Source organism: Microbacterium sp. (genome assembly GCF_043427715.1).
Taxonomy (GTDB): Bacteria; Actinomycetota; Actinomycetes; order Actinomycetales; family Microbacteriaceae; genus Microbacterium.
The window spans coordinates 95418-110522 of the sequence record NZ_JBHWTD010000065.1 but is presented as its reverse complement, the minus strand read 5'-3'; the positions used below and the strand labels follow the sequence as shown (position 1 = coordinate 110522).

The following is a 15105-nucleotide window of genomic DNA, read 5'->3' as shown; positions in this document are numbered from 1 at the left end:
ACAATGTGAGGAGCGGTCATCGTGATGATGCCTTTCGAGTGGAGGTAAGAGACTTCTCGAAGGATCACACGGTGACCGCGTCTACGTCGCATCCGACGAGCCCGGGCCACCGCGCGCTACACCACTATGCGGGACTCCACTGGATGCAGTTGCCCTCCACCTGGATGTTGCTGCATGGCTCCCCGAGGCGCAAGTGATCTGGCTCTTCACAAAAGACACCGCGCTATCGACCTACGGCAAGGGGATTCGAGTGCACATGGATACCGAAGGACTGCGCGTCTCAACGCGTGGCTACACCGTCACCGAGCGGCAGCGCACTCGAATGCTCTGGCATGTACGACCGGACGGGCTCAGCCGCCCCGAGGGTCGCTTCCAGTACGACCTGCACGGAGATCGCGTGCGAGAGTTCATCGTCGAGGTCGGTGATCGGTTCGATGGTCGCCTGATCGCAGACGAGGTGGCTGCCTACAAGGCGCTGATGAGCTTCCCTGAGACCCCGATCGAGCAGTTGCAGGACGAGGAGCCGTTCGAGCCGTCGCCCTGAACAAGGTAGAGAGCGCCCTACTCTGCGGCACCGTCCGCGTTGGCGGCTGCGGTCGCAATGAGCGCGGCGTACCTGTCGAAGAGGAATGACGCCCGAGCGAGATCGTTCTGCTCCCCTTTGTAGCCGTAGTGCTTGTCCACTGCCCGGTCGAGAGCCGCGTGCGCCTTCACGAGTTCGGCGGGCATCAGGTTCGGGTCGTAGAGCGTCGCCAGCGTCGAGTCCGGGTAGAGCGTACGAGCGTCGAGCACCGCCTGCGCCGCCACCTCGATCGTCGTGAGGTCGTTGTCGAGGTCGATCCACGGGAAGGTGTTGAACACGAGCCCTGCGCTGTACCGATAGTCGCTCTTGAGACGACCGGCGACCGTACGCACCCACGCGTTGTGCATCGTGGATGTGAGGACACCGAAGTGCGCGAGTGTCGCATCTGGGAGCGTGAAGACCTGCTCGCTCGCGACGATCTCCGGCTCGCAGTACGCGATCGGGATGATCTGCCGACGCTCACTCGACACACGCGGGATCATCAGGTACGGGGTCTTCGGCTGCCTGATCTCACCGAACAGGAACGGCGTTGCCGCGAGCTTGCGGGTCGTGTCTCGCTTCGACTTCTCACGGTAGATGCGCACTTCCTTGACCCGTTCGATCACGAGCGGGCGGTTACGCTGCTCAGGCGTGGAATCGGCGAGCCAGAGCGCATATCGCTCGTCGCCGTTCAGCATCTCTTGAGCGCCGACGAAGGGTCGGATGAGGGGTTCCAGAGTCGCGTCGGCGGCGATCGCCGCAACGCGCTCCTCAGCGTTCAGAACGAGGTGCCCGCCATCGTTCGCCATACTGCCGAATCGAAGCACAGGAACAGGCGACAGCGGTGTCGTGCGACCCACTGCGACGACGTTCGGAGCGTCGACCAGGTAGGGGCTGATGTTGGACGGGTTCGTCTCCACCGGCTCACCCTTGAGATCGGGGTAGAAGTAGAGCCGTTTTGTCTCGGCGGCTTCACTGCTGAATCCGATGATGACGCAATGGACAGCCGCGTTTCCCTTGCCCTCATTCGCCCACGAGAACGTCCGGTGCGCGAACGTGATCTGCATACCCTGCCCGAGCATCCAATCCCACAGGATGCTGACCTGCTCGCCCTGCACGATCGAGTTTGTCGAGACGAGACCGACGCGGGTCGGCTTCCAGTTCTGCCAGCCTGCGTCGATGTCGATCATCGCGTCGTTGCCGCGCGATCCCCATGCGCTTTCGTCTGTGGCGAACAGGTCGAGTTCACGCGCGGTCGAGGACGACTTCTCGATGTACTGCGCCGCCTTCACGAACCAAGCCGTGACGAAGTCGAGCACGCCACGACCCTTGATGAGTTCGCGCTTGCCCTTCCCGAACACGATGTCGAGATCGGCTTTCTGCTCGTCGGTCTGGTACTGCTTCCCACGGAACGGCGGGTTGCCGATGACGTAGTCGCAGAAGGTAGCCGGAATGACCTCTTCCCACGGCACCCGTAGTGCGTTGCCTACCTTGATCGTCGGAGAGACGGAGAGCGGCAGTGATCGACGTGACGAGCCGAATCGGGCTGCAGCTTCCATCGACATCTGGTGATCGGTGATCCAGAGCGCGACCTTCGCGATCTGTGCGGGAGAGTCGAACAACTCGATCCCGTGCATCTGCTTCACGCGCACGCGGATGAATGCACCGACATCGACCCCCGAGAGGTCTTTGTCGTGCAGCATCGTGTCGATGATGTCCATTTCAAGCCGCCGCAGTTCGCGGTACGCGACCACGAGGAACGAACCACAACCGCACGCGGGGTCAAGGAATGTGATCGTCGGGAGGTGGTCGTAGAGACTCTTGAGCGCAGTGGCGTCACCCTTCGCCGCCTCGAACTCTCCGCGCAGTTCGTCGAGGAACAGCGGTCGAATCACACGCATGATGTTGCGCTCGGACGTGTAGTGAGCACCCATCTCGCGACGAGTCGCCTGACGGCTGACAGGCTCGTCGCCCTCGGTCTTGAACTCGCCTTCGAGGATGCCTTGGAACATCGCGCCGAAGATCGCCGGGGAGATCGTCGACCAGTCGAGCGACGAGCACTCGACGAGCAAGTTGCGGGTCTTCTCGTCGAACACAGGGAAGTCACCTGGCTTCTCGAACAGCGCACCGTTGATGTACGGGAACCGCGCAATGTCCTCGTCGAGTGCGGCGGGACGCTCACCCTTCGCGGGGTCTTGATCGAGAGTGCGGAAGAGCAGCGAGAGGGTGCCATAGAGCACGCTCGTTGGGGTCTTCTTGAGCAGCCGGTGGAACGATCCGTTGACGTTCAGCAGACCCGTGTCATCGGCGAAGAACAGGAACAGCAGTCGCGTGAGGAACACGTCAAGGGCTTCTCCACTGAGCCCACCGTCGAGGAGCATCTTGTGGAGCTTGCTTACGCGGTAGGCAGCCGCGCGATCGGCTTCACGCTCCTCGGCGATCTCCTCGGGCGCGTCCTCCATGAGGAAGCGGAACTTCTCGGCGTTCGATGCCAGAGAGCCGAGGGTGATCTCGGTGAGCTTGTCCTTCGACAGGTCGGTAAGAACGAACCGCTGGAAGTCGGAGACGATCACGTAGCGAGGGCGCTCCGCCTCCGTGAGCGCGAGTGCGTACTCGGATGCCTGGTCGAACGCCGAGTTGAGGTTCTTCCCGCTGCTCTTCGCTTCGACGATGAGCTTGCCCGGGATGAACGAGTCGATGTAGCCCTTCGCGCCCCCGAGCTTCTTGACCTGGTGCTCGTACAGGACGGCGCTCTTGCCGCCGATGCCGAAGCACGCGAAGAACTCGCGCCAGAAGCCCTGAGCCTGACCGCGCTCGTAGTCCGCGCCCTTCCACTCCACAGAGAACTTCGACAGGTTCTCGCGAACTTCGTTGAGTGTCAGCGGCACGGCTAATGGCATACCTCCGAAGCTACCGGTTTCGGTACGACCTCCTCGGGACGTGACGCCAGCGGGTCGACCTTCGTCTTGGTCTTCGGCATGTGAGGGTGAGAAGCGGGAGGTGCGTCTGGGCGCGGAGCCGAACCTGGCGAAATGGCAGATGCCCTTCCGCGTCAGGTAGCTCCAGGCGTAGGGCGGCGGCTTCGTCGTACATACGATCGGCTCGTCGATCGGCTCGATGTCCCCAAGCCCACGCAGTTTCGGGTAACGCGTCAGCATCTCCCTCCACCGCGCTCCATCGCGTCCGATCTGGAGTCGGAAGGTGTGGTGCAGTAGGTACCGAGCGCGCGGGCTGAGTAATACAGGATCGAACGCCTCGCGCTCGTCGTCGAGGTGCGTGTAGCGGGTGATCCCATCCCACGAGAAGAGTCTGTCGAAGCGGCGGTACATCCCGTACATCGCGCCGGGGGATTCCCCTTCATCTTGATCCCGGAACCAGAGAGGCAACATCAACTTGGGGCGATCGACCATCACCGCATCATGGTCGGGAGTCATGCGGAACCCCTTCTCTGTGTCGTGACAGTTGACGCTCACGACGGTTCGTCGGCACGATCTGTTTCATGGGGAACGAAGAGCGCGATCCGGCGGATGTGAACGATGCCTCGGGCGAGTTGGTCTGGGGATTTGACGACGAAGGGCAGCCAGTCACGCACAAGTCCGGGTCTCGTCCGCGTGAAGGGTACGTCGCGCCCGGTCATGTGAGCGGGAAGAAGCTCGGCAAGGACCACGCGCACTACTACGAGCGAAGTGAGGATGGTCAGCCGGGGCATCACGACATGCGTCGGGGTGAACGGCTGTATCCGGGGGTCGCGGACGACTGGCAGGCGAACGAGGCGACCCTGCGAGGGATCGTCGATGAAGCGCGCAGACTTTCGTCATCGACGGACTGGCGAACGACGAGCAACCGGCTCCGCGAGCTTCGGGAGAAGATGAAGACTGTCGGTCCGCTGAAGACCCGTGCGGAGAAGGACGCCTACTGGGAGTCGTTCAACGCGGCGAAGAACCAGTTCCGCGATGCACAGACACGGAGCCGTGAGGAACGTGAGCGCAACGAAGCGCAGGGGCAGCGCGAGAAGGAACGGATCGTCTCGCGAGCAGAGACCTTGGCGTCGTCGAGTGACCTGCGTGCCGCGAGCCAGGAGATGCGACAGCTCGGCGATCAGTGGAAGGCGGCAGGGCGCGCACCGCGCGAAGCAGAGGATCGCCTATGGAAGCGATTCAACGACGCCCGCACGCGGCTCAGAACCAAGGGCGACGAAGAGCGAAAGCAGCGGGAGTACGCGCAGAACCAAGCGAAGGCTGCCAAGGAGCTGATCGTCTCGCGCGCGCAGAGTCTCGTCCATGCCTCCGATCTGCGTGAGGCGAGTCAGCAGATGCGTGCTTTGACGGAGGAGTGGAAGAAGGCTGGTCGCGCGTCCAGGGATGATGAGGATCGTCTGTGGCGCGAGTTCTCGAAGGCGAAGGACGCGCTGTTCGCGAAGTCGAAGGCAGAGCGTGACAAGCGCGACCGTGACGCGGCGAACGCCAAGGCGGCGAAGGAGGGGATCGTCTCTCGTGCGCAGGGTCTGGTTCACTCAACCGACTTGCGCGAGGCGGGTCAACAGATGCGCGCTCTGACGGAGGAGTGGAAGAAGGCTGGTCGGGCGTCGAGGGATGATGAGGATCGTCTGCGGCGCGAGTTCTCGAAGGCGAAGGACGCACTGTTCGCGAAGTCGAAGGCGGAGCGCGACAAACGCGACCGCGACGCGGCGCAGGCGAAGAGTGTCAAGGAGGGGTTGATCTCACAGATGCGTTCGCTGGCGAACACATCCGACTTCAAGGCGGCTCGTGATCAAGCTCGGGCATTCTCGGATGCGTTCTTTGCGGCGGGCTCGGCAGGGCGCGAGCACAACCAGCGGCTCAAGGAGCAGTTCTCGTCGGCGAAGCAGACGCTCTTCGATGCGATCAATCGAGATCGGGAGCGTAAGCAGGCGGAGTGGCAGCAGCGCAAGCGAGAGAAGCTGCAGAACGTCGAGGAAGCGATCCGGCGCACAAACGATTCGATCTACCGAACCGACGACGCGATTCGCAACGCATACTCGCGACTTCAAGAGCAGAGCATGCGACCCCAGCCATCGTTCACGCACCCCCACTACTGGGACATCATTCGAAAGCAATCCGACGCCCGCGATCGAACGAACGCGAAGATTCGCGACATGGAGATGAGGCGGTCGTCGTTGCAGCAGAAGTTGATCTCGCTCGGGCAGCGACGTGACGAACTTCTTCGCTAAGCGGCAGTAGCGAGTACCCGCGCGCGCTCCGCGACCACCGCATCGAACACGACCGCGAAGTGCTGCGCATCGCGCTCATCTACGGTCTCGTCCGTGAACGCGCGTCGCACCGCAGTCGGGTCGATGTCACCATGCGCGACACCCGCAGGCATCGCCTCTCGCACCCAGGCGCGCGACGGATCGTGGAGCGTCGCGCTCTCTAGACGTGCAAGCTGAAGTCGCGCGATCTCCGGGTTCGTCCCCGGTGTCGCTTTGATCGAGCGCAGGAAGCGCTCGTGTCGCTCCCACGCGCGATCAGCAGCGGACGGCGACCGCTTCGTGGTCGGGGGTTTCGTGCATTTCAGGCCCGCCGCCGATGCGGGGCCACGATCGGAACGCCTCGTCGACGCCGTTACGGCGCCGGTGATTCGTCCGCTGGGGTCCGACGCCCGCGGGCGCGGCGGCGCCCCCGGATGATCAGCCACACGACCAGGGCGGCGATCGCGATGACGGCGAGCCAGGGGAGCAGGAAGCCCAGGCCGATGACGATGCCGTTGAGGGTCGCGACGAGAGCATTCCATCCCGCCCCGAGACCGTCGCCGAAACCGGTCGGATCAGCGGTCACCGTCGGCGACGGCGGAATCATCGACACCGAAAGGCTGGACAGGGCGACCTGGTCGTCGATGACGGCGAGCTGGGCCTTCAGAGCGTCGAGGTCGGCCTGCCGGTCGGCCAATGCGTCCTCTGCGGTCAACAGGTCGGCCGTGGTCGCAGCATCCGCCATCAGTTCACGAAGTCGATCCACGGATGCCTGGAGCGCAGCGACCCTCGCGCGCAGGTCTACCACCTCGGTGGTGACGTCCTGACGGGAGATCTCGGAGGAGCGGACCTCGCCGATGTCGGCGAGGGCCGCGGTGACGGACGTCAGTTCCGCGGCCGGCACCCGCACCGAGATCCAGGCGTCACCGGCGTACGGCATGGTCTCGACGTACCCCTCATCCGAGGGCACCGTCGAGCCGCCGTTGACCAGGCTCAGCGATTCGACATAGCCCCCGACATCTTCGGCGAGCCGACCGATGTCGGCGGCTGCCTCGTCGGCGTCGTCGACCTGCAGGCTGACCGAGGCGGTCGCGATCACCTCGCGTGCAGTTTCCTCCGATGCGGCGGGGCCGGCGTCAGCACCGACGACGAAGGCCCCCTGCTCCGCGGACGTGTCCGCGAGATCACTCCCGCTCCCTCCCGCGTCACCGTCGCCCGCTGATTCGCGTGCGGTCACCGCGCCGGGAGTTTCGAAAGAGCCGGTCAGCGCCGGTCCCACCACGGCTGCGGCGACGACGATGACGGCGGCGGCCGCCGCCGTGCTCCAGATCGCCCGACGCCGGGACCGTGGGCGCGCCGGGGCAGGGGCACCCTGCGCGATCGCCGCGAAGATCTCGCGTTCGATCTGATCTTGGCGTTCCTGAGAGAGCTCAGGAAGCTCGATGTGGGTGTTCATGATCCCTCCGAGTCGACGACGGCGCGCAGCCGGGTGCGCACCCGCGACAGGCGATTGCGGACGGTCGCGTGCGAGACGCCGAGCTGCTCGGCCGCGGCCTGATAGGCGAAGCCCTCGCTCGCGCACAGCCGGAAGATCGCCTGGTCGAGGGGCGACAGGGTGCCGAGCTCGGCGATCACCCGCTCGACCAGCATGCTCCCGAGGACCTGGTCCTCGACCTGAACGGTCGAGGGAAGGTTCTCCTCGACGGATCCCGCAGTGTTCACGCGGTCGCGCTGCAATCGCCGCACACGGTTGGCGCTCTGGAAACGGCAGATGGTGACGAGCCACGGGAGAAGCGACTCGCTCACCAGATCGAGTGCGCCGATCTTCCGCCACGCGACGAGGAAGGTCTCCTGCATGACGTCCTCCGCATCGCTTCGATTGCCGACGAGCCCGTGCGCGACCCAGAAGACTGGGCGCGCGTAGGCGCGATAGAGCTCGCGGAAGGCGGCCTGGCTGCCGCGGGCGGCAGCCGCGACCAGGTCCGCGTCCGATCCGGTGACCGGTGTGCTCATGGCCTCCTCGTTCGTCTGTCAACGTTGGAGTGTCGGACGGCGCGGGATCGTCTCAGGCCGAAAGCGGCGAGTACGCTGGTCACCCGAGAGGGAGTATCCCGCTCTCGCGTGTCCGTCATCACGACCGCCTTCCGCGGTGGTCCGGGCACGCGCCGCCACCGGCGGGGGAGAGACTCTCGGCATCCCCACGTGAAAGGCTCATATGGAGCTCCCTGTCGCTTTCGAGGTCGGCTCGCTGATCGTCCTGACCCTGATCCTGGTCGTCGACCTCCTGCTCATCATCAAGCGGCCCCACATCCCCTCCACCAAGGAGTCGAGCCTGTGGGTCGTCTTCTATGTGACGCTCGCCCTCATCTTCGCGCTCCTCATGTGGTATTTCGCGGGCGGTGAGTACGCCGGTCAGTTCGTCGCCGGGTGGCTCACGGAGTACAGCCTGTCTATCGACAACCTCTTCGTCTTCGTGCTCATCATGAGCCAGTTCTCGGTGCCTCGGAAGTCCCAGCAGAAGGTGCTGATGGTGGGCATCATCATCGCGCTCATCCTGCGCGGCATCTTCATCCTGCTCGGCGCTGCCATCATCGAGCAGTTCAGCTGGGTGTTCTACATCTTCGGGGCGTTCCTCATCTACACCGCGTGGCGCCAGGCGTTCCCCGGCGAGGAGCACGACGACGAGGTGAAGAAGGAGAGCTTCCTCGTTCGTCTGATCCGCCGCCGCGTGGCCATCAGCGACGAGTACGACGGGGCGAAGGTCCGCACGGTCATCGACGGCAAGAAGGTCTTCACGCCGATGATCATCGTCTTCGTCGCGCTCGGGATGACCGACCTGCTGTTCGCGATCGACTCGATCCCGGCGATCTTCGGCATCACGAAGAGCGCCTTCATCGTGTTCACCGCGAACATCTTCGCCCTCATGGGCCTGCGTCAGCTCTACTTCCTCCTGGGCGGGCTCCTCGACCGCCTGAAGTACCTGCACTACGGCATCGCGTTCATCCTCGCCTTCATCGGTGTCAAGCTCGTCTTCCACGCGATGCACGAAAACGAGCTTCCGTTCATCAACGGCGGCGAGCACATCGAATGGGTGCCGGTCATCTCGACCTGGATGTCGTTGGGCGTCATCATCGCCTCGATGGCCGTCGCGACGATCGCGTCGCTCGTCGCGGTGCGCCGCGAGGGCATGCGCGAGTCGTCCCCGGTCCGCGCTGCCGCGGCAGTCGCCGACGAGAAGGGCACGCCGGCGACCGTCGACGGCGACCCGGAGGGACGCCACAGCGCCGACCGTTGAGTCGATACGCGGGGACGTATACAATGGGTCCCCGCGTCACGCCAGCCCAGGACGCTGTCGTCACGTGCCCCCCCCGTAGCGAGAATTGACTAGCGTTCTGGGTTTACCATGAATCGTGAAATTCTTGCTGATTGCGCCTTTTATCAAGCGGCATGTCGAAGTCGATCGGGCGATTTCTTGGGCTCCGGTCGCTCCCACATCAGATGCAGTCGTTTCTCGAGAGAACGCGCGGGTGACGTTCCGGGAGCTAGCGATCGTCCATGGATACCCCGTGATGGTTGCGGTTATCGAGGCGAGTTTTCCCAACCTTCGTCCACAGGAGGTCGAAGAGGAGCTTGATCACCTGGCTGAGGAATGCGCACAAACTATCGGCGTGGCTACGTCCGGCTTGCGGTGGGTAGCCAGAGTTCAGTTGCTGGACGACGCAAATGATCTGCCTGTTTGGAGCGTGGAGGAATCGAACACGGTCGATTTGGAACGCGGCGGGGAACTCAACATTGGGTGGGGAAATGGTTTCATCGTGGGATGGGATTCTCTCGAATCTACAATCCACCGCGACGTTCTCGAGGGCCTAATACACGCGCAAGGTATCTGGTGTGAGATCGCAGATCTGTCGCGGTCGGTGCACGACACCGTGCTCGTAGCCTACGCACAGCGTCGCGGGGTCAGCGCGCATACTTCGATGCGCGCTCTGGTCCAGTTGAATTCAGAGCTTCAGTTGCACACCTTGGCGTGGTCCGATCTCTCGAGGGAGACAGCGATCAGGAGGAGGTCCGTCTTCAACACGACCCTGGCCTCGTGGGATTATGGCGCGGTACGAGACCGTGTCGGCGCGGACATTGCTGGTGCCACCGAACACTTGCAACTTATCGAGCGTCTTGCTGACTCTCGTTATCAACGTGTAGTTGAAATTGTTTTGCTTGCCCTAACCGTCGTGTCGGCACTTGGTCTCGTGATCGGCTTGATCGAACTTTCGCACACCATTGTCGATGCGCCTGGCTACAGCCATCGCGGATCATCCCTACTGGAGCTCCTCAGGGCTGCGGATGCCGACTATCTCGTCATCACTTCCGGCCTTGTGTTACTCGCCCTTTTGGTATTTCTGATTTCGTTCCGGCGACTGTTTGGATCGGCAGGTAAATGAACGAGATATCTGCATTGCTTCGGGCTGTCGTGAATCGCGAGGAGCCTTCGTCTTGGCTTGGATCCCTGGACAACATTCGCCAGGAGCGCTCCACCATGATGAATCTGTTGGAATCGGGCGAGGTGGTGTACGGATTCTCGACTCGATTGGGGCAGTTTGACCACAGTCCCGTTGCGGACTTCGAGGCTGAGCTACTCAAAGACCACCTGGTCGGAAATCGGTTCAACCTACCAGGCTCATTCCTCCGCCTTGTCGCTGCGGTGAAGTTGGCTCAGCTGTCATGCGGCGGCTCAGCTATCAGTCCTGAACTTTATAACGTCATCCGGGGTTTCGTGGTGCGCGGGGACGATAGGCCAGCCAGCGGTGCCTGGGTAGACAGTTACGGCGCCGCCGACGTAGTTCCGGGAGCGTGGTGGCTTCGGACTGTGCTGCAAGACGCGCAGGCGGATCTGCAGCGAGGTGACTTCATAGCTGCGGCAAGCGGGTCCTTCTTCTCGACTGCCGTTGCGATCGTCGCCGTCTCCGAACTCGACGTCTTCCTGGCGTCGTACATGAGCTTCATGCCACCGGTCGACCACCGACTGTGGCGAGAATCCAGGTCTTCACGCGAATCGCGTGTCCAGAGGCTTATGGAAGGCGGTAGCGATCGCCGCCACACGCAGCTCCCAATCAGCGCTCGAGATTGTTCGCCCTTCGTATCTGCGGCTATGGCTGCATCGGACGGCGTTCTCACCGGAATTCATCGACGCATTAATGAAGTTTCCGCGAATCCTCTCATCTCGACGCGTGACGTACCGAGCGTCTTGAGTCAAAATAGTTTCCTAGATTTCGAGCTATCTGCTGCGCTAGTGAAGGCTCGGGAATTTGTGTTCGTGGCACTTCAGCACCTTCAGAGGATCGCGGAGCGATCTTTCGCAGAGGACGCGAAGCCAGCCAACGTGCAGCGTCCAAAAGTCGTCCAAGCGGTGGTGGAGCGCGCGCATCTACTTATGGGGACGATCTCGTACTCTTCGGCGCAGTCGGGGGGCGTGGAAGATATGTACGATATGTCGCTGAGTGCTTCTATGCATTTGATTCTCCTCACAAGGCTCGGGAACCGTATCGTGGCGCTCTTGAATCAGTGGCAGCCTCCTTTCCGCCAAACGAACGACCTCCTCAATGCTCTCGCGCTGGACGGTGAGTCATCGGTCGATGCAGAGCTTCTGCATACCTGGAGCGAACAACTACTTGCCGGATGGATCGGCTTGGCCGATACCTGAGTGTGCCCTGTCGCAGTGGTACTGTCGGCCTATGCGGATCGTTCGCCTCCTCCTTAGCGGCCGCGGCGGGAGCTCGCTCTGAGCCCACTCCCGTCGCGGGGTTTTCAGCGGGCTTGATCCCCTTCCTGGAGAACAGAGACCATGAGCATTCCCATCCCCGATCGTCCGCGCACCCTGGCTGAGAAAGTCTGGGACGACCACCTCGTCGTCAAGGGTGAAGACGGCCAGCCCGACCTCATCTACATCGACCTTCACCTGGTCCACGAGGTCACCAGCCCGCAGGCCTTCGATGGGCTCCGGGCCGAGGGGCGCCCGGTGCGTCGTCTCGACCTCACGATCGCCACCGAAGACCACAACACGCCCACGTGGGACATCGACAAGCCCATCGCCGACCTCACCAGCCGCACGCAGATCGAGACCCTCCGTCGCAACGCCGCCGAATTCGGCGTCCGCCTGCACTCCCTCGGTGACAAGGAACAGGGCATCGTCCACGTCGTCGGGCCGCAGCTCGGCCTGACCATGCCCGGCATCACCGTCGTCTGCGGCGACTCGCACACCTCGACGCACGGCGCCTTCGGAGCGATGGCGTTCGGCATCGGCACGAGCGAGGTGGAGCACGTCCTCGCGACGCAGACGCTGCCGCTGAAGCCCTTCAAGACCATGGCGATCACGGTCGAGGGGGAACTCAAGCCCGGCGTCACGGCGAAGGACATCATCCTCGCGATCATCGCGAGGATCGGCGCCAACGGCGGACAGGGGTACGTCCTCGAGTTCCGCGGATCCGCCATCCGCTCCCTTTCGATGGAGGGGCGCATGACGATGTGCAACATGTCGATCGAGGCCGGCGCGCGAGCAGGAATGATCGCGCCCGACGAGACGACCTTCGCCTACGTGAAGGACAAGCCCCACGCGCCGCAGGGCGCCGATTGGGACGCGGCTGTCGCATACTGGCGCACCCTTCCGAGCGATGAGGGCGCCGTGTACGACGCGGAGGTGTTCCTGGATGCCGCGGACCTCGAACCCTTCGTCACGTGGGGCACGAATCCCGGCCAGGGCGTCTCGCTGAGCGGCGTGGTCCCCAGCCCCGCCGACATCACCGACCCGAACGAGCGCGCCGCCGCGGAACGCGCGATCGAGTACATGGACCTCGTCCCGGGAACGCCCCTGAAGGATGTCGCAGTCGACGCCGTGTTCATGGGGTCGTGCACGAATAGTCGGATCGAGGACCTCCGACAGTTCGCCTCGCTCATCCAGGGCCGGACAAAGGCGCCCGGTGTGCGTGTGATGGTCGTTCCGGGTTCCGCACGCGTGCGACTCGAAGCGGAGGCCGAAGGGCTCGACAAGATCATCACCGAGTTCGGTGCGGAATGGCGCTTCGCCGGGTGCTCCATGTGTCTCGGCATGAACCCGGATCAGCTGGCCCCGGGGGAGCGGTGCGCCTCGACGAGCAACCGCAACTTCGAGGGCCGCCAGGGCAAGGGCGGCCGCACGCACCTGGTCTCACCCCTGGTCGCTGCGGCCACCGCGGTGCTAGGCCGCCTCGCAAGCCCCAGCGACCTGGACGCACTCGTGGGCACGGAGGCCTGAGCATGGACGCATTCACCAGCCACACCGGCATCGCCGCCCCGCTGAAGCGGTCCGCCGTCGACACGGACCAGATCATCCCCGCCGTCTACTTGAAGCGGGTGACCAAGACCGGCTTCGAGGACGCCCTGTTCGCCAACTGGCGTCAGGACCCGGACTTCATCCTCAATCAGGAGCCCTACCGCGCGGCATCCATCCTCGTGGCAGGACCCGACTTCGGCACCGGGTCCAGCCGTGAGCACGCCGTGTGGGCGCTGCGCGATTACGGGTTCCGCGTCATCCTCAGCACGAAGTTCGCCGACATCTTCCGCGGCAACGCGGGCAAGCAGGGCCTCGTCACCGGCGTGATCACCGAGGCCGAGCTGGAGAGCATCTGGGCGGCCCTCGACGCCGAGCCGGGACGGGAGATCACCGTCGACCTCGAGACACGGACGGTGACGGTCGGCGACTTCCACGCCACCTTCGAGATCGACGCCTACACTAGATGGCGGCTCCTCGAGGGGCTCGATGACATCGGGCTCACGCTGCGCAACGAAGACAAGATCGCGCAGTTCGAGGCGCGCCGAGAGGCGTGGCGGCCCCGGACGATTCCCGTCCTCTAGCCGGAATGCGCCCCTCACAATGGAGCGCGCCCGACTCATCACGACACACAGGTGAGGTCCCCTCGATGAACACACTTCTGAGCGATTCGGCAGCGACGCCGGCCGGCGGCGACAGCCTCGGTCAGACGCTGACGATCCGCGGTGGGCGACCGCTCACCGGACGCGTCGAGGTCAAGGGTGCGAAGAACCTCGCCACAAAGGCGATGGTGGCGGCGCTCCTCGGCGACACCGCGAGCGTCCTGCGCGATGTGCCGGAGATCAGCGACGTCCACGTGGTCCGGTCGCTGCTCGAGGTCCACGGTGTCACCGTCGACGAAGAGGAGGACGGCGTCCTCCGCCTCGACCCCAGCGGCGCCGTCTCGGCGCACTTCGAGGAGATCGACGCCCACGCCGGTGCGTCGCGCATCCCGATCCTGTTCTGCGGCCCGCTCCTGCACCTGCTCGGCCAGGCGTTCATCCCCGATCTCGGCGGATGCCGCATCGGCGACCGCCCGATCGACTTCCACCTCGACGCGCTCCGCTCGTTCGGCGCCATCGTGGAGAAGCTGCCCAGCGGCATCCGCCTGTCCGCTCCCGGCGGGCTCAAGGGCGCCAACATCGAGCTGCCCTACCCGAGCGTCGGTGCGACGGAGCAGGTGCTCCTGACCGCGGTGCGAGCGAAGGGCACCACGGAGCTGCGCAACGCCGCCATCGAGCCCGAGATCATGGACCTCATCGCCGTCCTCCAGAAGATGGGCGCGATCATCTCCTACGAGCCGAACCGGGTCATCTTCATCGAGGGCGTCGACCGTCTGCGCGGCTACGACCACCGCTGCATCTTCGACCGCAACGAGGCCGCGTCCTGGGCGTGCGCCGCACTGGCGACCGACGGCGACATCTTCGTCGGCGGCGCCAAGCAGCAGGAGATGCTGACCTTCCTCAACGTCTTCCGCAAGGTCGGCGGCGACTTCGACATCGCCGAGGACGGCATCCGCTTCCGCCGCGGCGGCCCGCTCAAGCCTGTCATGGTCGAGACCGACGTGCACCCGGGCTTCATGACCGACTGGCAGCAGCCGCTCATCGTGGCGCTGACGCAGGCCGAGGGCGAGTCGATCGTCCACGAGACCGTGTACGAGAACCGTCTCGGTTTCACCCGGGCCCTGGTGCAGATGGGCGCTGACATCGTCGTCCACCCCGACGGCATCGCCAGCAGCGATCGTCGTGTGCCGCGCCGCGCGCTCGAGCAGGCCGCGGTCATCAACGGCCCGACGCCGCTGCACGCTGCCGACGTCGTCGTGCCCGACCTCCGGGGCGGGTACAGCTACGTCATCGCGGCACTCGCAGCCGAGGGCGAATCGACCGTGCGCAACATCGGCATCATCCGTCGTGGGTACGAGAAGTTCCTCGAGAAGCTCACCGATCTCGGCGCCGACTTTGACGTGACGGAGTGAGC

The 15105-nt window shown here is 64.1% G+C and carries 11 protein-coding genes; 8 read left to right on the top strand and 3 right to left on the bottom strand.

The window, feature by feature from the left end; all coding sequences use genetic code 11:
* Positions 1-193 precede the first annotated feature (193 nt).
* Positions 194-544 carry a hypothetical protein gene (locus ACHFGS_RS07025; protein WP_394280439.1) on the top strand — a complete coding sequence of 117 codons (351 nt, stop codon included), beginning with the start codon at positions 194-196 and terminating at the stop codon, positions 542-544.
* Between the two features lie 17 nt (positions 545-561).
* On the opposite strand, the gene ACHFGS_RS07020 is transcribed toward ACHFGS_RS07025, so the two are convergent.
* Positions 562-3462, bottom strand: a complete 2901-nt coding sequence (locus ACHFGS_RS07020) for a DNA methyltransferase (RefSeq protein WP_394280438.1) — start codon at positions 3460-3462, stop codon at positions 562-564.
* Positions 3463-4061: 599 nt separating this feature from the next.
* On the opposite strand from ACHFGS_RS07020, the gene ACHFGS_RS07015 reads away from it, so the two are divergent.
* Entirely contained in the window at positions 4062-5771 is a 1710-nt protein-coding gene (locus ACHFGS_RS07015) for a DUF349 domain-containing protein (RefSeq protein ID WP_394280437.1), read from the top strand.
* A gap of 391 nt (positions 5772-6162) precedes the next feature.
* Here ACHFGS_RS07015 and ACHFGS_RS07010 read toward each other — a convergent pair whose 3' ends face one another.
* Positions 6163-7245, bottom strand: a complete 1083-nt coding sequence (locus ACHFGS_RS07010) for a DUF4349 domain-containing protein (RefSeq protein ID WP_394289302.1) — start codon at positions 7243-7245, stop codon at positions 6163-6165.
* Positions 7242-7802 carry an RNA polymerase sigma factor gene (locus ACHFGS_RS07005; protein WP_394278232.1) on the bottom strand — a complete coding sequence of 187 codons (561 nt, stop codon included), beginning with the start codon at positions 7800-7802 and terminating at the stop codon, positions 7242-7244. The genes ACHFGS_RS07010 and ACHFGS_RS07005 overlap by 4 nt, the downstream gene beginning before the upstream one ends.
* A 202-nt stretch (positions 7803-8004) precedes the next feature.
* Here ACHFGS_RS07005 and ACHFGS_RS07000 point away from each other — a divergent pair, with 202 nt between their 5' ends.
* The 6 genes from ACHFGS_RS07000 (at position 8005) to murA (ending at position 15103) form a co-directional block, all read left to right on the top strand.
* Positions 8005-9084 (top strand): TerC family protein, encoded by a 1080-nt coding sequence (locus ACHFGS_RS07000; protein WP_394278233.1) that lies wholly within the window; start codon positions 8005-8007, stop codon positions 9082-9084.
* 115 nt (positions 9085-9199) lie between these two features.
* Positions 9200-10228 (top strand): hypothetical protein, encoded by a 1029-nt coding sequence (locus ACHFGS_RS06995; protein ID WP_394278234.1) that lies wholly within the window; start codon positions 9200-9202, stop codon positions 10226-10228.
* A complete protein-coding gene (locus ACHFGS_RS06990) occupies positions 10225-11487 on the top strand; it encodes an aromatic amino acid lyase (RefSeq protein WP_394278235.1) in 1263 nt (420 codons plus the stop codon). Before ACHFGS_RS06995 ends, ACHFGS_RS06990 begins: the two co-directional genes overlap by 4 nt.
* A gap of 141 nt (positions 11488-11628) precedes the next feature.
* Positions 11629-13074 carry a 3-isopropylmalate dehydratase large subunit gene (gene leuC / locus ACHFGS_RS06985; protein ID WP_394278236.1) on the top strand — a complete coding sequence of 482 codons (1446 nt, stop codon included), beginning with the start codon at positions 11629-11631 and terminating at the stop codon, positions 13072-13074.
* 2 nt (positions 13075-13076) lie between these two features.
* Complete coding sequence (gene leuD, locus ACHFGS_RS06980) at positions 13077-13673, top strand: 3-isopropylmalate dehydratase small subunit (protein ID WP_394278237.1); 597 nt, start codon at positions 13077-13079, stop codon at positions 13671-13673.
* Between the two features lie 65 nt (positions 13674-13738).
* Entirely contained in the window at positions 13739-15103 is a 1365-nt protein-coding gene (gene murA, locus ACHFGS_RS06975; RefSeq protein WP_394278238.1) for a UDP-N-acetylglucosamine 1-carboxyvinyltransferase, read from the top strand.
* The last annotated feature ends 2 nt before the right edge of the window (positions 15104-15105 follow it).